The following is a 19462-nucleotide window of genomic DNA, read 5'->3' as shown; positions in this document are numbered from 1 at the left end:
GCTATCCTTGGGCACGGGGGCCTTGCAAGCAGGGCCCTTGCAGATGCGACCAGGCCTAGGGTTCATGCCATCCATGCCCGGCAAGGCGCAACGGCGGCGCGTTTGCCTAACCCCCGGCGACAAATAAATGATCTCACACCCCGTTCCGGGCGTCGCCCAGTTTCGAGAGTGCACGGCGGATGTGCTTTTCCACGGTGGTGCGTGAAACGCCCAGATGCACGGCAATGTCTCGCTGGGGCATGCCGTCGATCCGGTTGAGCCGGAAGATCGTCTTCGTCGGTTCCGAAAGAGCGGCGGCCGCTTCCAGCACCCGTTCCAGTTCGTCGCGCGCGATCATCGCCGTTTCGACGGAAGGATCGCAGTCCGTGCCCCAGAGAATGGCATCCGCTTCCGCCTGGATCCTCCGCCTGCGCGCCAGTTCGCGTCCCTGGTCCCACGCCACGTTCGCAGCGAGGGCGAAGAGATAGGAGCGCTTGTCGCGGATCGGAGGCTCGTCGGCGACTTTCTGCACCCGCAGCCACAGGGTCTGCAACGCGTCGTCAACCATGCTGCGATCGAGCACCCGGCACAACATGCGCAGCAGCGAGGGACGCTCGCTCTGGATCAGCCGGGACAAGTCGAGGGCATTGGTGGACATCGCGCCCGCCTCTAAACCATATTGATAATGGCTCGCAAGATGCCTTGAAAGAGCAGGCGAAGCTCGATTGTCGGCCACTTTCGGCGGACGGATGAACGGCATGGTCGGTACGCTGGCGATGTATGGAAAGGGCTCGCGTTCTCCACCTCCCGAATGCGTGATTTGACACGCGTTGTTGTCAAAAGGTCGCCCTTGCACTGACGGAAAAATATAGGCTTACCCCTTGAGGATTGGCTTTAAATATTTGTTAAGTCTGTTTCTTTGCCAATCAATGGCGCTGCGATCCTATAATGAGGAATATGATCCCGCCCGTCCATTCGCGATGCGGCAACTGTCAGACTGAGGTACCATGCCGCTTCCCGTTCTTTCGCTGCAATCGATTCACGCCCCTGTCGTCCGCAAACTCCGTCCTGCCCTGTTGGCTTCGGCCGCAGGCATCCTGCTGACCGCTCCATTTTCGGCAGCGTTTGCCGCGGATGGCGATGGCGGTAACGGGTCGAACGGTTTTGCCCCTGGCGGCCTTTCGAGCACCACGGGCACCGGCTCCAGCGGTCAGGACGCGACCCTGAACAGCGGCGGCGGCGGCGGCGGAGCCGGCTTGGTTGGCGGCACCGGGGGCACCGGCGGCAACATGGCCAACCCCTCGGTACCGGCCGGTGCCGGAGCGCTCTCGGCTGGAGCGAACGGCCAGAACGGTTCGTCCGCAGGGGCTGGCGGCGGCGGCGGCGGTGGCGGTGCCCATGGTTATGTAGGCGCGCTGTCGGGCCTCAACCGCCCGACATATCAGGGCGGCGATGGCGGCAATGGCGGCAATGGTGTCGGTTACGGCGGCGGTGGCGGTGGTGGCGGGTTCGGTGCAGTTGTTACCGGCCTGAACGATATCTGGGTCCATATGGGCTTTGATCAATCGTTTGTAGGCGGCAATGGCGGCACGGCCGGATGGGCTGCCTATGGCGGCAATGGCGGCAGCGGCTTGGTGCTGCTGGGCATGACGGGCAACAACGATTTGGAGTTGTTCGCCAGTGCCACCGGCGGCACCGGCGGTGTCAGTACCCTTAGCTATAGCGGCAACGGCGGCAGCGGCCTGGTGGTGCAAGACATGGTCGGAACGCTCAAGGTCACCTTGAACGGAACGGTTCGAGGCGGCAACGCGGGCGCCCTGGCTCCGGGCCGCACCTCGCCGGGCGGTAACGGCGGCGGAGGCGTCAATATCGTCGGCGGCACCGGTACGACCAATCTGATCGTCAACAGCACCGTGGAGGGCGGCTCCGGAACCGGCACGCGCGCCGGGGGGGCAGGCATCACGGGCAGCAACCTCAATGTGATGATAAGCCAAACCGGCAGCGTTACCGGCGGTCTTTCGGGTACCGGAACGCGCGCTGCGGCGGTCGCTTTCGGTGCCGGCGCGAACTTGCTCGAAATCCAGGACGCCGCGTCTCTGGTCGGCGGGGTAACCGGAGCCAATGCCGACGATACCCTGCGGCTGGGCGGTGCTTCCAACACATTCCTGGACATGTCCAGCCTGGACACCGGCGGCGCCCTGGGCGGCTTCGGGACCATCGAGAAGGCGGGTGCCGGCACCTGGACGCTCACTGGCGCATCTAATTCCCGTGCTGCCTGGGCTATCCGAGAGGGCATGCTCACGGTCACGACCGAGAACGCTCTCGCCAATGCCGCAAGCGTAAGGGTTGACGGAAGTCTCCGCTTTTCGGTCGCGAATCGGGCCGCCACCATCAACAACCTGTCTGGCGGCACGGGAGGCGCGATCCTGCTGGGCACGAACGGTCTCGTCGTCAATCAGCTCGTGAGCGGCACTTACGCAGGCGCGCTGACGGGCACTGGCTCTTTCACCAAGACTGGCTCCGGCACGCTGGCGCTTGCCGGTAGCAATCTCGGCCTCGGTGGAACGATCAGTATCGCGGCAGGCACGCTGGCGTTGACAGGCAGCGCACCGAACGTGACCGCATTTGAGGTCAACGGCGTGCTCGACGTCTCCGGCGCGGCCTCGGATATGACGATCGCCAACCTTCACGGCGCCGGCACGGTAGCCTTGGGGGGGGCAAGCCTGGAGGTTCGCCAGACGATCCATGCGTCTTTTGCCGGCAGCCTCACCGGCAGCGGCTCGTTCATCAAGTCCGGAGCCGCCACGCTGTTTCTGTCAGGCAACAACGGCGGTTTCACCGGTAGCGCCCGTATCGCGAACGGAGCGCTGGCGCTCGTCGGCAGCGGCAGCATCGCTGCGGCCCGAAACGTCATCGTCGACGGAGCCCTCGACATTTCCGACACCGCGCACGGCGCGACCGTTTCGAACCTCTCCGGCGCGGCGAGCGGCGCGATCAGGCTGGGCGGCCAGACACTGGCGATCGACCAGGGCACCGACGGTCACTTCGACGGTACGCTCGATGGCACCGGCGCATTGACCAAGACCGGCCTCGGCGTGCTGACGCTGACCAATGCCAATGCGGACTTCGGCGGCGCCGTGCAGGTGCTGGACGGGACACTGGCCCTCGTCGATGCCGGAAGCCTGGCGGGTGCGAGCAGCATCGCGCTTGGCGGTACGCTGGACATTGCGGGATCCGCCGGAAGCGTGGCCTTGTCGAACCTCAGCGGCTCGGCAGGCGCCGGGCTGGTCCTGGGCGACCGCACGCTGACGCTGACGCAATCGGGGGCGGCCGAGTTCGCCGGGCAGATCGCCGGTACGGGCAATCTCGTGAAGGCCGGAACCGGCGCGCTCGTCCTGTCCGGGAACAGCGGCGCCTTCGACGGATCCACCACGCTTCAGGCGGGCAGCCTGCAAGTCGATGGCACCTTGGGCGGCAGCGTCACCACGCTTGCAGGCACGACGCTGCTCGGCAGCGGGACCATCGGCGGACAGGTGACTTTGGCGGATGGCGCCACCCTGAGCGGTCGCCAGGGCGGCGGCCTGACGATGGGCTCGCTCGTCCTCGGTGAAGGCGCGACCATCGTCGCCAGCCTGGGCGCGCCCAGCCCGGCCACGTCGGTCTGGACCACCAGCGGCGCCATGACGCTGGACGGCACGCTCAACGTGGTCGACGAGCCCGGCTACGGTGCAGGCGTCTATCGCATCTTCTCCAGCGGCGGCACGCTGACCGACAACGGACTGACGCTTGGCACGCTGCCGCAGACGCGCTTCTCCACCTCGCTTGAGGTGGGTGGGTCGACGGTAGACCTCCTTGTCGTGGCTCCCGACACCAGCCTGCAGTTCTGGACCGGCAACGGTACCGATCAGGGCGGCAGCGGCACCTGGACGGCCGGCAAGGCGTGGAACAACAATACGGCCGGCACCACCGATCCCTGGGCAGGTCAGACCGGCATTTTCGGCGGTCAGGCGGGGACGGTCGTCCTTGAAGGCAGCCAATCGTTCCAGACGCTGGAATTCCTGACCGATGGCTACGAGGTCGTGGCCGGTACGAACGGCGCGCTCGATCTGGGTACGGGCGGGCGCCTGTGGGTCGAGGGCGCCGACGTCACGACCACGGTGGCCGCACCGATTGTGGGCTCCGGCTCGCTTGCCAAGATCGGCGCCGGTACACTCATCCTCACCGGCGACAACGGCTATGAGGGCGGCACGCTGATCTCGGCCGGCACGCTCTCGATCGATCGGGATGCGAATCTCGGCGCGGCAAGCGGCAGCCTGACTTTCGATGGCGGTACCCTGGCCACCACTGCCAGCTTCACCACGGCGCGGGACGTCGCGCTGGTCACGGATGGGACGATCCGGGCTGCGGCAGATACGACGCTGACGCTGGGCGGCACGATCTCCGGTTCGGGCGGGCTGATCGCCAGCGGGCCGGGCACGGTCGTCCTGACCGGAGACAACAGCTATCTGGGCGGCACCACGATTGCGAACGGCACGCTCTCGGTCGGTTCGGATGGCAACCTTGGCTCGTCCGAGGGTGGCCTGACCTTCAAGGGCGGCGCTCTGGCGACAACCGCCAGCTTCACCAGCGGACGCGCCGTAGAGCTTGCCGGAAATGCCGACATCCAGGTCGCCGGCGGCACGACGCTGATGCTGGGCGGCGCGATCGCGGGGCAGGGCGGGTTGACCAGCAGCGGTTCGGGCACTCTCGTTCTTGGCGGCGTCAACACTTATGCCGGCGGCACGATCATCAAGGACGGCGCGGTATCGGTGAGTGCCGATGCGAACCTCGGCGCTGCTTCGGGAACTGTCACCCTGGCCGGCGGCGCTCTTTCGGCATCGGCCAGCTTCACTTCGGCCCGCGATATCGCCATCACCGGCAGCACGGGCGACATCGGTGTCGCCGGTGGCCAGACCCTGACGCTGGCCGGTACGATTTCCGGCACCGGCACGCTCGTGAAGCAGGATGAAGGCACGTTGATCCTCACCGGCGACAACAGCTACAGCGGAGGGACCACGATCCGTGCGGGCATCCTGCAGATCGGCAACGGCGGCGCTACCGGTTCGATCCTGGGAGACGTGGTCAACGAAGGCACCCTGATCTTCGATCGTTCGGGCAGCTACCAGTTCCCCGGCAACATTTCGGGATCGGGAGCGGTCATGATCCGGGGCGGCGGCACGGTCGATTTCGGAGGCGGATACGAAGGCGCGATCACGCTCACCGAATCCAGGCTGCGGCTTGCCGAGGGTTCTTCCACGGTCGCGCAGTTCACGGTGGGAACGGGCGGCGTCCTCGGCGGCAATGGCGCGATCGGCGGGCTGGTCGTGCGCGATGGCGGCACGGCGGCTCCCGGAAACTCGCCGGGCACGATCGAGGTCAACGGCAATGTGCTGTTCGAGGCTGGATCGACCTATCTGGTGGACGTTACCGCTGCGGGAGGGCACGACCTGATCACCGCCACCGGCACCGCCACGCTTCAGGGCGGCACGGTTACCATGGTTGCGGAGCCCGGCGTGTACGGGCCGAACACCAGCCATGTCATCCTGACCGCGCAGGGCGGCGTCACCGGCACGTTCGCAGACGTCACCTCGAACCTGGCCTTCCTTTCGCCCAGCCTGTCTTACGGCGCCAATGAAGTGCGGCTGGACTTCGTCCGCAACGACATCGTCTTCCCCGACGTGGCGGCGACGGCCAACCAGCGCGGCGTTGCCCGTTCGGCCGAAGCGCTCGGTTTCGGGAACGCGCTCTACGACGCGATCGTCAAGCTTACCGACACGACGGCGCCCGCCGCATTCGACGCGCTTTCGGGCGAAGTCTATGCCACGGCCGGTTCCGTGATGCTGGGCGATACGGTCAACTTGCGCCGGGCCATGGGCGCGCGTCTCAGCCAGGTTTCGGAAACCGCGATCGAGGACGACGGCATCGCCGCCGCCGCAACGCGTGGCACGGGCACGATCTGGACCCAGGGCTACGGCAGCTGGAACCGCATGAGCGGAGACGGCAATGCCGCGCGCGTCACGAACTCGGGCGGCGGCGTCTTCCTGGGCGTGGACGCGGCGGCCGGTGAGGATTGGCAACTCGGCCTGGTGGCGGGTTACGGCCGGTCGAACCTGGATGTTGCCGCGCGCGCTTCGCGCGGTACGATCGACAGCTATCAGGTCGGCTTCTATGCGGGCGGCCGTGTGGGCCGGCTGGTCCTCAAGGCCGGCGCCAGCGTGGCAGGCAACGACGTCTCGATCGACCGGACGGTGGCGTTCGCCGGCTTCAGCAGCGAAGAAGGCGACGACTACCAGGCCACGACCGCGCAGGTGTTCGGCGAAGCGAGCTATCCGATCGCGCTGAAGGGGGCATCGGTGGAGCCTTTCGCAGGACTGTCCTATGCCTATCTCGGTGCGCACCGGATCAACGAGAAGGGTTCGGCTGCATCGCTGGCCGGGCGCGTTTCGAACGCCGACGCGCTGTTCTCCTCGCTGGGTGTCAGGGCGCAAACGCGTGTCGCCACCGGCAAGACATCTGCGCTGCTGCCATACCTGTCGCTGGCCTGGCAGCATGGTTTCGGAAGCCTGCGGGCGGATGGTTCGCTCGGCTTCGTGAACGGTGGCGGGTCCACATTCGCCGTGGCGGGCACGCCGCTCTCGCGCAATGCCGCGCTGATCGGCGCCGGCCTCGATTTCGAGGCAAGCGACCGGGTCAGGATTTCGCTCGGCTACCAGGGCGAGCAATTCTCGGACAGGCGGGACAATGCCGTGCGCGGCCGGGTTTCGGTCACGTTCTGATCGAGACGTGGGACGGGCTGCTGCCATGCAGCAGCCCGTATCGCGCGTTCATGGTGCGGGGCTGAGCGTCTTCAGAATCTTGATGCCGGTGAAACCGAGCAATAGTGTCAGCAGCGGGCTCAGGATGTTGAAGAAGCAGTAGGGCCCGTAGAGCAGCGTGGGCACGCCCAGCACGGCGGCCATGTAGGCTCCGCAGGAGTTCCAGGGTATCAGGGGCGACGTCACGCTCCCGGCATCGCATACCGCGCGGGAAAGGTTGGTGCTGGCCAGTCCCCGGCGCTCGAACTCGCCCCGGAACAGTCGAGCCGGAAGCACCACCGCGACATATTGATCGCCCGAGACGAGATTCAGCCCGAACGCGGTGCCGACGACGGTGGCGATGAGGCGGCCCGTCGACTTCGCGCGGTTCAGCACGGGCGTTATCAGTTTTGCCATCAGCCCGAACTCGTCGAGGAGCGTGCCGAACAGCAGCGCGCCCAGGATCAGCCAGACGGTGGTCAGCATCGACGACATACCGCCGCGTGAAAGCAGGGCATCCACCATCGGAATTACCGAGTTCGCCTGGTAACCGTTGGCCAGGGCCAGCCAACCGCCTTTCACGAATGCGATTGCGGGACTGCCAAGGGGGGCGGCATCGGGATCGACGACGAAACGCAGCACGGCTTCCGGTTGGGTAAACGGGGCCAGCAGCGCGGCGCACAGGGCCGAGAACATGATCGCCAGCGCGGCCGGAGTCCTGAGCACGGAGAGCACCACCAGGACAAGCAGCGGCAGCAGGTTGGCCGGACTGATCCAGAACAACCCGTTCAAGGCGCGCAGTTCGGATGCGATCACATCCTCGCCCAGGCCGCGCACGCCGTCCGCGAAGCCGAGGACGGCGAACAGGATCGCGGCGATCGCCAGCGCGGGCAGCGACGTCCAGGCCTGTTGGCGCAAATGTGTGTTCGTGTCCGATCCGGTTATCTGCGCGCTCAGAATGGCGGTTTCCGACAGGGGCGACATCTTCTCGCCCACGTAACAGCCTGAAATCACGGCGCCCGCGGCGATCGCCGGCGAAACGCCGACCATCACGGAAAGGCCCACAAGGCCGACTCCGATCGTTCCGGCGGTCGTCCAGGAACTGCCGATACCCAGCGAGATGATCGCGCAGACAAGGATCGTGGCAAGGTAGAACCAGTTGGGGTGGATCATGAGGATGCCGTAATAAACCAGGGTCGGGATCGTCCCGGACATGTTCCAGGCGCCGATCAGCGCACCCACGGCGAAAAGGATGAAGATCGCGTCGACCACCGAGGAAACGCCCTGTCGCCCCGCCTGTCCGATAGCCTGCCATGAGTGACCGTTCTTCGAGACGATCAGGCTGGTGACCATGGCCGCAAGGAACAGGCCGACCTGTATCGGACCGTTGATCGCGTCCAGCCCGAACAGGGCCACCGAGCTTGTGATCATCAGCGCGAGAACGACAAGCGGTGCCAGTGCATCGAAATACGACGGAGGTCGAATCGGCCGGGAGGAGCTGGTCGACATTTCGTTGTCCAGTTCACGCTGCGCCATAACAGCTATGCGAGCCGTTATCCGGTTTTCGGGGGCAAGTGCAACTTATTTCATTCGCGAATAAGGGTGAATAGAGATGAGGTTATAGAATCAGTTTCAAGCATGTTACTCTGCTGAGCGAATCGTTTAAGGCGTTCATGCTCGACATCTTGCGGGGCGGATAAGTACCGTTCCGCGAAATTCGTGTTTGCAAGGGCGGGGGCGGCAGATGTCCGGTCGAGGAATGACGGTGTCGGTCGGCATCATCGCGACCATCCTTGTGCTGTCCGTCGCGAAACAGGCCGACAGCGTCCTTGCGCCGGTGGCGTTCGCGCTTTTCATCATCGCCATCGTCTGGCCGTTGCAGCGCAGGCTGCAATCGCTCATGCCCCGGCTGCTGGCCCTGGCGATCGTCATGGTGGTCACGGTTTCGGTGGGCCTGTGCTTCGCGGCGGCGATCGTGTGGGGCGTGGGTAACGTATGGCGCGCAATGATCGCGGATACCGCGCACTACGAAATGGCTTACGGCAACGCCCTGGGCTGGCTGGAGGCCCACGGCGTTTCGGTACGGGGCATCTGGGCCGAGCACTTCGACACTGCACGGGTGCTGCGCATCGCCCAGCAGGTGGGCGGGCGCCTGCACACCACATCGATATTCTGGATCGTCACGCTGACGTACGTGATACTCGGCCTGCTCGAAGTAGAGGATATGCAGGGCAGGATCGCGGCGCTGAAGAATAGAGAGGCGGCGCGCATCCTGCTGGAGGTCGGCAGTGGGGCGGCGATGCAGTTTCGCAGATACATGGTCGTCCGCACGCTGATGAGCGTGCTGACCGGCCTGCTGGTCTGGGCATTCGCCCGGGCCGTCGGCCTGCCCTTTGCGCAGGAGTGGGGCGTGATCGCCTTCGCGCTCAACTATATCCCCTTCGTCGGACCGTTCATCGCCACCTTGCTGCCCACACTCCTGGCGATGCTCCAGTTCGACACCTGGCTGGCCGTGGTGGTCGTCTTCATCTGTCTGAACGTGATCCAGTTCGCGGTGGGAAGCTACGTGGAGCCCCGGATCGCCGGAAACGTGCTGTCGATGGCGCCTTCGCTGGTCCTCTTCGCCGTCTTCCTATGGACATTTCTCTGGGGGTTTCCGGGCACGTTCATCGGCGTGCCGATCACGATCACGATCCTGGCATTTTTCCGGGCTAATCCGAAGACGCGCTGGATCGGTGATTTGCTGGGCAAAGGAGGCTCGCCGCCGCCGGTCACCTGACGGGTTGGCCTGACCCTGACCTCTGTTCTCAGGGAAATCCCTATACTTGGGATGAGTATAGAATATTGAAATATTCATTGAAAACAGTCTATGCTGTATTCATCTTCTTCGATTCCGGTTTGATTCTCGACGGGCTGTCGCCGCATTGCAATTACATTGTGTGTTGACGGGCCGATCGTTTGAGCAACAACTGCATGCGGGAGCAGACGCAGTGGGACAGCGGTGCCAACCTGGTCTGCGTTTCGCCCGGCGTGGTGTTCGCCTGTGACCGGAACGTCTTCGCCAATAAGCGGCTGCGGAAGGCCCGCATGGAGGTGATCACGATCGCCGGCTGCGAACGCGTGCCCGATCGTTCGCGATCCGCTCGAAGACTGATGCCGGAACCAGAGCCCCGTGGGAGACGAGAACATGCCTTCATCGCACACCGCGCCACCGTTTGCGCTTCGATACCTGCCCCTATCCTTGGCCATGGCGGGATGCGCCCTGGCGATGACGGTCAGCCCGCCGGCGCTGGCGCAGCGCACGGCCCTGGATGAACTGAAAGCGTTTCCTCCCGCTCCCTCCGGACAAGTGCGGCGCGTCATCGTGCTGCCGCAGGAGACCGACGAGAACGCCCTGAAAGTGGGAATAATCGTCGGCCGGACGATGATGGTCGATTGCAACCGCCATGTCCTCGGCTCGCGGCTGGAAACGCGAACCGTGGAGGGCTGGGGCTACGACTATCACGTGGTGACGATTTCCGATGCGCCGGTGAGCACCAGGATGGGATGCCCGCCAAACAGCCTGTCGAAGCAGTTCGTGCACGGCGGCGACGAACCGTTCCTGCGCTACAACAGCCGGTTGCCGATCGTGATCTACACGCCGACCGATGTGGAACTACGCTACAGGATCTGGCGCGCCGGACCGGAAGTCGTGGCCAAATGACCGTGGCACGATCTCCCTGTCGTTCGGCCCCGAACCGGCGGCGCAATGTGCGCCGCACCGGAGCGATGACCGCCTTGTGGCTGGTGGCACTGGCCCTGACCGGGGGTTGCCGCGAAGATCGCCCGGAAGGGGGCCGTCAAAAGGCTCCGGCGGAGAGCCCTTCGCCCGAAACAAGGCAGCAGCGGGCCAGCGAGAGCTTTTCGCGACTGGTGGATGCCGCCGCGCCCGCCGTCGTCAACATCGCGGTCATCCAGACATCGCCGTCGGATAACAACCCCCTGCTGCGCGATCCTTTCTTCCGTCAGTATTTCGGTGAGCCCGCCCAGCCGCAGACCCAGCTCGCGGCCGGATCCGGCGTGATCATCGATGCGCGCCGCGCCCTCGTGCTCACCAACTATCATGTGGTCCGGTCCGCTCGGGCGATCCAGGTGGTCCTCCCGGACCGGCGCCGCTACATCGCCGAATTGCTGGGAACCGATCCCCCCACCGACCTTGCGGTGTTGAGGCTGCGGGCAACCAACCTGCCGCAGATCGCCCTCGGCAATTCCGACGCGGCGAAAGTGGGCGATCAGGTGCTGGCGATCGGCAATCCTTTCGGACTGGGCCAGACGGTAACCTCGGGCATCGTCAGCGCCTTGGGCAGGGGGCAGAGCCGGGACGGGTACGAAGGATACATCCAGACCGACGCGGCCATAAACCCCGGCAATTCCGGCGGCGCCCTGATCGCGATGGACGGCACTGTACTGGGTATCAACAGCGCGATCTACGGTCCCGGCGCCAATATCGGCATCGGGTTTGCAGTACCGGCCGCCACCGCCCGGTTCGTGGTGCAGGAGATACTGTCGCATGGTTCGGTCCGGCGCGGCGGCATCGGTGTTTCCGTCACGGACGCGATACCGCAGGACATGGACAGGGTGCCGCCCGAAGGCGCCTTGATCGCGGCCGTGGTTCCCGGAGGGCCTGCCGCGCGCTCCGGATTGAGGGCGGGGGATCTGGTCACGGCCGTTTCCGGTCACGCGACGCCCACGGCTTCGGCCTTGCGCGATGTGCTTGGCCGCACGCCGATCGGCACCACGCTCGAACTGACGGTCCGGCGCGGTACGGCCAGCGAAACTGTCCGTGTTCAACTGAGTGGGGATGCGGGCCGGTAGCAGGCACCGGCCGCATGGCCCATCCGGAATGGCCGCTCAGCGCGCCCCGTTTGAAAAATGCCCGGGTGGGCATTTTTAGAGCGGCACCGGCCCGCGCCCCCACCCTACCACCCGCAGGATAATACCGTTGGGTGGTAGGGTGGGGGCGCCTGAGAAACACGGGGGGCCGGTGCCGCTAAAATTCGCGCTTCGCGAATTTTCAAACAGACTCTCAGCGTTGTACGCGCAGGTTCTGGGGGTTGAAGCGCACCACTTCGAAGACGTTGGCCGAACGCCTGAGCACCACGGAACCGCGCGCGAAGTCCACGGCGACTACCGTAAGCGCTTCCCCGGGCTTGCGGGGGCCGGCGGCATAGTAGTTGTTCAGCAGCATCGTCCCGATGACGCCGGTCACGGTATTGCCCTTTACCGCTCTCTTCTGCACCTCTGCGCGTGTGGGGGCGTCCAACTGCGCCAGCACGGCGCGATCGAACGATGCGTTGCTGGTCGTCTGGGCCGCCACGGGCGGGGAGGCGACGACCGCCATGCCCAAAGCGAGTTGCAGGGCTACGGCGATCTTGAGGACATTGTTTGGCATGTGCCTGTTCCTTTCATGGCAGATCTGTGAAAAATGCAGTGGACGGGGAGGTCAGTGGGTGACGCGGGCGTTCTCCGACGTGCCTGCCAGCCGCACCCGGTCTCCCACGCGGAAGTCGCGTGGATCGCCGGGCTGGACCACGGCAACGTTGTCGCCGGAATCGAGGCGCATGGTGATCTCGATACCCGCCGTCCGGGATGACCCCTGGACGGCGCTGCCGATCGCTCCGCCGACGACGGCTCCGGTCACGCCTCCGGCGATGTTGGCAGCGGTGCTGCTGCCGACCTGACTGCCGCCGATCGCGCCCAGCGCGCCGCCGGCCACCGTGCCGAGCCGGGTCTGCCCCGGCTGGATGACGACTTCGCGAACCGCGAGGACTTCACCGAACTGGACGGTGGCCACTTGTCCCGCTTCGTTTTGCGAGAACGAGGACACACCGGTCTTGGGGGTGCATCCGCTCAGTGCCAGGATCGATACCCCGGCGCAGATGACAATGAATCCAGGCGTTTTCATGGATGATCTCCTTGCATCGAAAAGAAGCGAGGCGGCATTCCGCTTTCTCTTTACTTCTTGGCTTTGGAGGATTTTTCCGGCCAACGGTTGAGCGGCTGGTTGCCGAAGTTCAGTCCCGCCTGACGCGGGTTGATGCAGCTATCGGCGACTTGCGCGGAACAGACCTTGTAGACCTGTCCATCGATGCGGACGGAACTGGCCCGGCCCCGGGTGTCGCGCTCGACGATCTCCGGCCGGGGCGCCGCCGGTGCCGCATCGGCCAGGGTTGCCGTTCCCAGCATGCAGGCGGCAAGACCTGTCATTGCCGATTTCCATCGATTGACCATCGTCGTCATCCTTTCGTCTGTCGTGTTGACCACCGCAAACCATTGGGAATAAACGTTTTCGATCCTGGAATATTGATACGCGAACAATCGATATCTTCGAGAACGAGATGCGCATGCGGCATCGCGGCAAGCGCGTGGCTTGAATAATCGCTTTCAGAATTAAATTGACCGCTCTCGATTTCGAGCGACACGCTACTTATCGCGACTCGAAATAAGTAATAGACTAGGGCATATATCATCTGTAAATTTTGAGACAAAGAGCAATGTGATCATTAACTTCGAATCATTGCTTGTAATCGAACATGACAGCCGGACCGTCTCCGGCACGGAGGGGCCGCAATGATCGTGACGCATTCCCCATTTCGGCTCCTGTCCCTGGCGCTTCATCGCGGGAGGCGTTCGGTATCGGCCAAAGTAGCGACCTCAGCGGCACTGGCGCTGGCAGCGCTGCTGTCCGTGGGCAGCCCTTCCGGCGTGGCGCAAGTGGCGCCCGCCGCCGAGCCGGGCACCGTGCTCATCCGGAACGTCCGCGTCTTCGATGGCCGGAGGGCGGCGCTATCCGGGATTTCCAATGTTCTTGTCCGCGGCAATCTGATCGAACGGATATCGACCGGGGCGCTGGCGGGTACTACCGGCACGCAAGTCATCGATGGAGGGGGGCGGACGCTGATGCCGGGCCTCATCGACGCGCATTGGCATGCCATGTTCGTTCGCCCCACTCCGGTGCAGCTCCTGACGAACGATGTGGGCTACACCACGATACAGGCCGGCGTGGAGGCAACCGCGACACTGATGCGCGGCTTCACGACGGTGCGCGACATGGGAGGGCCGGCATTTTCGCTGAAGCGGTCGATCGATGAGGGCCTTGTGGACGGTCCGCGCATCTACCCTTCGGGCGCGATGATCACGATCACCAGCGGGCACGGCGATTTCCGCCAGCTGAGCGAACTTCCGCGCCGCCCCGGCCAACTCAGCCACATCGAGGAACTGGGCGGGGCCGCCATCGCGGACAGCCCCGACGAGGTTCGCATGCGCGCGCGCGAGCAGCTCATGCACGGCGCGTCGCAAGTGAAGTTGACCGCCGGCGGCGGCGTGGCATCGCCGTTCAGTCCTCTGGACGTTTCCACCTTCACCGAGGGCGAATTGCAGGCCGCCGTCGATGCGGCCGGCAATTGGGGCACTTATGTCGCCGTCCATGCCTATACCCCGGCAGCGATACAGCGCGCGGTGAAAGTGGGCGTGAAATGCATCGAGCACGCGCATCTCATGGATGAGGCGTCGGCCAAGATGATGGCCGACAACGGCGTCTGGCTGAGCACGCAGCCTTTCGTCGACATGGCGATCGGCGCCACCATGGGCCCGAACGAGCAGGCCAAGCTGAAGGAAGTGGTCGATGGTACGGACCGCATGTACCGGCTTGCCCGCAAGTATCGGATCAAGACGGCCTTCGGGACCGACATCCTGTTCTCGTCCCTGCTGGCGACCCGTCAGGGGAATTCCATCGTGGACATGACCAAGTGGTATACGGCTGGCGAAGCGCTGGTCATGGCGACGTCCACCAATGGAGAACTGCTGCGGCTGTCGGGCCCGCGCAATCCCTACCCCGGCCTGCTGGGCGTGGTGGAGCAGGGCGCCTACGCCGATCTCCTGGTGGTGGACGGCAATCCGCTGGACAATATCCGGCTGGTGGCAGATCCCGAAAGGAACTTCGTGATGATCATGAAGGACGGGAAGATCTATAAGAACCGTTTGAACTGAGATACTTCGAATACTTGAGACCTATCCACTCGGTCGGCCTTCGCGCTGACCCGAAAGCGTCGATCTTGAAGCCTGTTCTTGCCTTGGCGGTGTTCATTCCGATCGGCGGATGCGCAAGCATGCCGGTCGAGCGGCGCGCCGACGCGGAAAGCACGGCCCGGCCGGAAATCGCCATCTCGGCAGATGGCAGGTCGGCGAGCATGAGGATCGATGTCCTCACCTACAATATCGAGGGCCTGCCCTGGCCCGCCCGCCGGAACAGATCGCCGAAACTCGAAGAAATCGGCCGCCGTCTCGCTGCTTTCCGTGCGGCGGGGCAGGCGCCGGACATCATCGTTTTCCAGGAGGTATTCAGCAAGTCCGCGGTCCGCGCGGTCGATGCGACCGGCTATCGCAGCATCGTGGCGGGGCCGAGTACCACGTCGCGGCAGGCCAGGAACGAAGAAGGCGCTCTTCCGGGGAAAAGAAGGGCAACCAAAGGCGAAATCGGCGCGAATTTCACATCGGGCGGGCTGGTCATCGCTTCCGACTTCATGATCGAAAGAACGGCCTATGTGCCCTTTGCCAAGGGCAGTTGCGCCGGATTCGACTGCCTATCCAACAAGGGCGCCCTGATGGCGTCCATCCGGATACCGGGCATGCCGGGCGTGCTGGACGTCTTTACGACCCACATGCAGTCCCAGGGCGCATCGAAAGTTCCGGCCGAGCGTCATGTCGCTGCTCATTTCAGGCAGACGAGCGAACTGTCGCGCTTCGTGGCCGATGAAGGCGCCTACGATGCCCCGGTTATCATCGCGGGAGACTTCAACAAGCGCAATTCGGACGAGCGATATTACAATTTCAAGCGGGATCTGCCGCTCGATAACGTTCATCGCCGTTGCCTGGAGCGGCCCACGGAATGCGAAGTGCGGCAGCAGTGGCGCCCGGACGAATGGCGACGCGTTCAGGACCTGCAATTCTTCGCGTCGGGCAAGGGCGTGACCGTCAGGCCGGTGGTGGCGGAAGGGATGTTCGATGGCGGCAGCAGCGGGCCGGTGCTGTCGGATCACATCGGATTTCGCGTGGTCTATGAGGTGAACTGGACTGTGGAGCCTGCTCGCTAGCCTTAGCCCCCTTCCGCGTCATGTCGAAAGGTCACGATCGCCCGCAGCCCCGGCCCGGCATCCTCCAGCGCGAGCACGGCGCCCAGCCGTTCCGCCGAGGACTGGACGATCGCGAGGCCCAGGCCGCTTCCCGACGGGCCGTTCTCGCCCTGGAGGCGGGCGAAGCGGGCCATGGCCTCTCGGCGCTGTCCGGCGGGAATGCCCGGCCCGTCGTCGCTGACGATCAGGTGGGTGCCGGCCTCGTCCCGGCGCAAGGCGACGGTGACCTTGCCGCCGGGCCGGTTGTAGCGGATGGCATTGTCCACGAGGTTCGAAAGCATCTCGTAGACCAGCGAGCGATGGCCTCTTACTGCGAAGGCGATATCCTCGACGCAGTCTAGCAGCAGTTCGACATCGGCCTCGATCGCCTGGTGGATGCGGCGCGAGATCGCCCTTCGGCTCACTTCCACCAGATCGACCTGCTCCAGCGGCGGCAGTGTTCCCGCCTCGTCGGCGCGGGCGAGCGTGAGGAGCTGGGTGAGGAGCCGCTCCAGCCGGTCGGTCGCCTCGTCGATCTCCTGAAGCGCTTCCGCCGAGCCGCGACGGGCCAGCGCGACCTGCACCTTCAGCACCGAGAGCGGCGTGCGCATCTGGTGCGAGGCATCGGCGGTGAAGCGGCGCATGGCGCTGGTGGCATCGTCGAGACGGCCGAGCAGGCGGTCGAACGAGCGCGAAAGCGGGCGCAGTTCGGCGGGCAGGGGGCCGGTGCGCAGCGGCGAGAGGTCCGGCGCGGCGCGGGTGTCACGCGCTTCGATCGCGGCGCGCAGTTCGGAGAGCGGGCGCAGGCTCCAGCCCAGCGCCGGGCGGATCAGCGCCAGAGCCACGCCCACCAGCACGACTTCCCCGAACAGCAGTGCCGCCATCAGCCGCTGGCGCAGGGCATTGCGGTTGTCGAGCGTTTCGGCCACCTGCACCACGACCGGTGCCGGGATGCGGGGCAGGTCGCGCCGCACTTCTCCGATGCGGATCGGCTGGCCGCGATATTCGGCATAGCGGAAGCGCGGTTCCTCGGCGGAAAGCGTGGCGGGATCGGGGGCGGGAAGGTCGGCGTAACCGGTCAGCAGTTCGCCGCCCACGGCGATGCGGTAATAGACGTTGTCGCGCTCGGAATTCTCCAGCATGCCGAAGGCGGCGGGCGGCAGGTCCAGCGTGACTTCGCCGCGCTCCACCTGCACGGTTTCGGCGATGGCGCCCAGCGCGCCGCCCAGCACGCGGTCGTTGGTGCGGCGCACGACGTCGGAGATCAGCGCCCAGCCGATCAGCCCCAGCGCCAGCGCCGCGAGTCCCAGCGGCCCCAGCATCGCGATGCCGAGCCGCAGACGCAGCGATACCGCGCGTCTCACGGGAGCTTCAGGGTCCGTCACGAACGGTCGAGCATGTAGCCCACGCCGCGCACGGTGCGGATCGCCGGGCCGTCCGGCGCCAGCTTGCTGCGCAGGCGCGTGACGTTGACTTCGAGGGCGTTGGAGCCGACCGGATCGTCGAACCCGAAGACTTCGGCCTGCAATGTCTCGCGCGAGACGATCTGCCCGGCGCGCGCCGCCAGCGCTTCCAGCACGGCCCATTCGCGGCGGCGCAGTTCGACCAGCCGCTCTCCCACTTCCACGCGTCCGGTCGATCGGTTGATGGTCATCGCGCCGATCCGCATCTCCGGCGCGGCATCGCCGCCGCGCCTTCGTCCCAGCGCGCGGACGCGGGCTTCCAGTTCCTCGACGTCGAACGGTTTGCGCAAGTAGTCGTCGGCGCCGAGGTCCAGCCCGCGCACGCGGTCGTCCAGCCCGTCGCGGGCCGTCAGCATCAGCACCTGCACCTGATCGCCCCGCGCGCGGAGGCGGGCGAGCACTTCGAATCCGTCGATATCGGGCAGCCCCACGTCGAGAATCACCAGCGAGTAGGGCTCGGTGGCGATGACGGAAAGCGCGTCCTCGCCGCTGGCGACATGGTCGATCGCATGGCCCGCCGCACGCAACAGGGAAACCACGCCGCGCGCCAGTTGCGCGTCATCCTCGACGATCAGGACACGCATGGGCAGGACGCGCATGGGCAGGACACGCATGGGCGAGACTCGGGATGCCGGTTTTCGTGAAAGGTGGATGACAGCTTCGGATCGTAGGGCATGTCTATCAGCTTATCCGACATGAGACGCGGAAAGCGAGAGGATACGGGAATGCGCAGCTTCATAACGGTTCTGACACTTGCAGCGATGATCGCCGTTCCGGCCGCGACCGCGCCTGCCGAAGCGCAGCGGCAAAGGGTCGAGCGCCCGGCTGGCTACCCGCGCTCCTACGATTCCCTGATTGCCGATGCCCGCGCCGAGGGCACCGTGCGGATCTACGCCAATGCCGACAAGGCGGAAATGGTGCCGGTGGTATCGGCCTTCCGCCGCGCCTTTCCCGGCATCCGGGTACTCTATGCCGATCTCGGGTCGGCCGAACTCTATCGCCGTTTCACCTCCGAAACGCGCGCCAAACAGTATTCCGCGGACATCGTCTGGTCTTCGGCAATGGACCAGCAGGTCAAGCTGATCAACGACGGCTATGCCCAGCAATACGCCAGCCCGGAAAAGCCCGCGCTGCCGGAAGCCACGGTGTGGAAGAACATGGGCTTCGGCGTCACCGCCGAGCCGATCGGCGTGGTCTATAACAAGAAGCTGGTGCCCGCCGCGTTGGTGCCGCAGAGCCATCAGCAGCTTGAGCAGCTTCTGCGCAAGCGCCGCGCCGCCTTCATGGGCAAGGTCGCGACGTTCGATCCCGCGCGGTCCAACGTGGGCTATCTCTATCTCTCGCAGGATTTCCAGATCACCCGCGACACCCGCAGCCTGGTCGAGGCGATGGCGGCGACGCGCCCGGTGCTCATGACCCATACCGAGGAGATGCTGCAAGGCGTCGCCTCGGGCAAGCTGGCGATGGCCTATAACGTGATCGGTTCCTACGCGCTCGAACGGGCGCGGCGCGATCCGAACATCGGCGTCGTCTTCCCGCGCGACTATACGATCGTCACCTCGCGCATCGCCTTCATCTCGCGCGAGGCGCGCCATCCGGCGGCGGCGCGGCTGTTCCTCGATTTCCTTCTCTCCCGTGCCGGGCAGGCCCAGCTCGCCCGGCATAGCCTCTGGCCGGTGCGCTCCGATGTGCCCGCCTCTCATCGCCTTCCTGCCGGACAGGCACGCCCCGTGCGCGTCGGCCCGCAGCTTCTCGTCAATCTCGATCGCCTGACCCGCGCGCGCTTCCTGCGCGACTGGAACGCGATCCTTGCCTCTGGACAGAAAACTCGATGAAAATCTTCGCTACGGGCTCAGCGCTCGTCGCCCTGATCGCGGCGACCCCGGCGCTGGCCCAGGAACCGACCAGGGAAGACCTGGCCGAACTGGTGCGCGCGCAGGCCGCCGAAATCGCCTCGCTGCGCCAGCGGGTGGAGAAGCTGGAAGCGGGAGCCACCTCCGCTCAGGCCCCCCCCGCGCTGGCCGCCGCACCGCAGGCG

Annotated in this window: 17 protein-coding genes and 1 pseudogene; 9 read left to right on the top strand and 9 right to left on the bottom strand. The window is 65.4% G+C overall.

The features are described 5' to 3' along the window. Positions 1 to 133: 133 nt before the first annotated feature. Positions 134 to 637: an RNA polymerase sigma factor gene (locus ACI3K3_RS17780; RefSeq protein WP_404916050.1), complete on the bottom strand. Its 504-nt coding sequence runs from the start codon at positions 635 to 637 to the stop codon at positions 134 to 136. Between the two features lie 349 nt (positions 638 to 986). Here ACI3K3_RS17780 and ACI3K3_RS17775 point away from each other — a divergent pair, with 349 nt between their 5' ends. Next, entirely contained in the window at positions 987 to 6794 is a 5808-nt protein-coding gene (locus ACI3K3_RS17775) for an autotransporter domain-containing protein (RefSeq protein WP_404916048.1), read from the top strand. A gap of 48 nt (positions 6795 to 6842) precedes the next feature. Here ACI3K3_RS17775 and ACI3K3_RS17770 read toward each other — a convergent pair whose 3' ends face one another. Beyond that, positions 6843 to 8348 (bottom strand): Na+/H+ antiporter NhaC family protein, encoded by a 1506-nt coding sequence (locus ACI3K3_RS17770; protein ID WP_404916046.1) that lies wholly within the window; start codon positions 8346 to 8348, stop codon positions 6843 to 6845. A gap of 223 nt (positions 8349 to 8571) precedes the next feature. Between ACI3K3_RS17770 and ACI3K3_RS17765 the strand changes: the two genes are divergently transcribed. The 4 genes from ACI3K3_RS17765 to ACI3K3_RS17750 all read left to right on the top strand — a co-directional run bounded on the left by ACI3K3_RS17765 (position 8572) and on the right by ACI3K3_RS17750 (position 11666). Continuing rightward, the gene (locus ACI3K3_RS17765; protein ID WP_404916044.1) at positions 8572 to 9591 is read left to right on the top strand and encodes an AI-2E family transporter; all 1020 of its coding nucleotides are present in this window, start codon (positions 8572 to 8574) and stop codon (positions 9589 to 9591) included. Positions 9592 to 9785: 194 nt separating this feature from the next. Continuing rightward, positions 9786 to 10127, top strand: coding sequence for an arginine deiminase family protein (locus ACI3K3_RS17760; RefSeq protein ID WP_404916088.1), 342 nt, complete (start codon positions 9786 to 9788; stop codon positions 10125 to 10127). Further along, the gene (gene eco, locus ACI3K3_RS17755; RefSeq protein ID WP_404916042.1) at positions 10060 to 10515 is read left to right on the top strand and encodes a serine protease inhibitor ecotin; all 456 of its coding nucleotides are present in this window, start codon (positions 10060 to 10062) and stop codon (positions 10513 to 10515) included. Before ACI3K3_RS17760 ends, eco begins: the two co-directional genes overlap by 68 nt. A 2-nt stretch (positions 10516 to 10517) precedes the next feature. Next, a complete protein-coding gene (locus tag ACI3K3_RS17750; protein ID WP_404916040.1) occupies positions 10518 to 11666 on the top strand; it encodes a trypsin-like peptidase domain-containing protein in 1149 nt (382 codons plus the stop codon). 211 nt (positions 11667 to 11877) lie between these two features. Here the strand turns inward: ACI3K3_RS17750 and ACI3K3_RS17745 are convergent, their stop codons facing one another. Genes ACI3K3_RS17745 through ACI3K3_RS17730 form a run of 4 tightly spaced genes read right to left on the bottom strand, consistent with a single transcriptional unit; the run spans position 11878 to position 13273 of the window. Next, complete coding sequence (locus tag ACI3K3_RS17745) at positions 11878 to 12243, bottom strand: hypothetical protein (protein WP_404916038.1); 366 nt, start codon at positions 12241 to 12243, stop codon at positions 11878 to 11880. Between the two features lie 51 nt (positions 12244 to 12294). After that, on the bottom strand, positions 12295 to 12756 hold the full coding sequence (locus ACI3K3_RS17740) for a glycine zipper 2TM domain-containing protein (RefSeq protein ID WP_404916036.1): 462 nt from the start codon (positions 12754 to 12756) through the stop codon (positions 12295 to 12297). Positions 12757 to 12806: 50 nt separating this feature from the next. Next, positions 12807 to 13058, bottom strand: a complete 252-nt coding sequence (locus ACI3K3_RS17735; protein ID WP_404916034.1) for a hypothetical protein — start codon at positions 13056 to 13058, stop codon at positions 12807 to 12809. Positions 13059 to 13087: 29 nt separating this feature from the next. Continuing rightward, on the bottom strand, positions 13088 to 13273 hold the full coding sequence (locus tag ACI3K3_RS17730) for a hypothetical protein (RefSeq protein ID WP_404916032.1): 186 nt from the start codon (positions 13271 to 13273) through the stop codon (positions 13088 to 13090). A 148-nt stretch (positions 13274 to 13421) separates the two neighbouring features. On the opposite strand from ACI3K3_RS17730, the gene ACI3K3_RS17725 reads away from it, so the two are divergent. Then, entirely contained in the window at positions 13422 to 14840 is a 1419-nt protein-coding gene (locus ACI3K3_RS17725) for an amidohydrolase family protein (RefSeq protein WP_404916030.1), read from the top strand. Here ACI3K3_RS17725 and ACI3K3_RS17720 read toward each other — a convergent pair. Further along, positions 14800 to 15042 (bottom strand): hypothetical protein, encoded by a 243-nt coding sequence (locus tag ACI3K3_RS17720; protein WP_404916028.1) that lies wholly within the window; start codon positions 15040 to 15042, stop codon positions 14800 to 14802. The two genes, ACI3K3_RS17725 and ACI3K3_RS17720, sit on opposite strands and share 41 nt — an antisense overlap. On the opposite strand from ACI3K3_RS17720, the gene ACI3K3_RS17715 reads away from it, so the two are divergent. Beyond that, positions 15041 to 15943 (top strand): endonuclease/exonuclease/phosphatase family protein, encoded by a 903-nt coding sequence (locus ACI3K3_RS17715; protein ID WP_404916026.1) that lies wholly within the window; start codon positions 15041 to 15043, stop codon positions 15941 to 15943. The genes ACI3K3_RS17720 and ACI3K3_RS17715 overlap by 2 nt on opposite strands. A 2-nt stretch (positions 15944 to 15945) precedes the next feature. Here the strand turns inward: ACI3K3_RS17715 and ACI3K3_RS17710 are convergent, their stop codons facing one another. Together ACI3K3_RS17710 and ACI3K3_RS17705 are read right to left on the bottom strand one after the other, a co-directional pair. Then, a complete protein-coding gene (locus tag ACI3K3_RS17710; protein WP_404916086.1) occupies positions 15946 to 17283 on the bottom strand; it encodes a sensor histidine kinase in 1338 nt (445 codons plus the stop codon). Between the two features lie 59 nt (positions 17284 to 17342). Continuing rightward, positions 17343 to 18008, bottom strand: a complete 666-nt coding sequence (locus ACI3K3_RS17705; protein ID WP_167381885.1) for a response regulator — start codon at positions 18006 to 18008, stop codon at positions 17343 to 17345. A gap of 141 nt (positions 18009 to 18149) precedes the next feature. Between ACI3K3_RS17705 and ACI3K3_RS17700 the strand changes: the two genes are divergently transcribed. Both ACI3K3_RS17700 and ACI3K3_RS17695 read left to right on the top strand, forming a co-directional pair. After that, positions 18150 to 19259 carry an ABC transporter substrate-binding protein gene (locus ACI3K3_RS17700; RefSeq protein ID WP_404916024.1) on the top strand — a complete coding sequence of 370 codons (1110 nt, stop codon included), beginning with the start codon at positions 18150 to 18152 and terminating at the stop codon, positions 19257 to 19259. Then, positions 19256 to 19462, top strand: a pseudogene (locus ACI3K3_RS17695) (porin); the annotation flags it as partial. The gene ACI3K3_RS17700 and the pseudogene ACI3K3_RS17695, both read left to right, overlap by 4 nt.

The sequence above is a fragment of the Novosphingobium sp. ZW T3_23 genome (assembly GCF_044987305.1).
Taxonomy (GTDB): domain Bacteria; phylum Pseudomonadota; class Alphaproteobacteria; order Sphingomonadales; family Sphingomonadaceae; genus Novosphingobium.
This window is presented reverse-complemented; position numbering and strand designations above follow the sequence as displayed.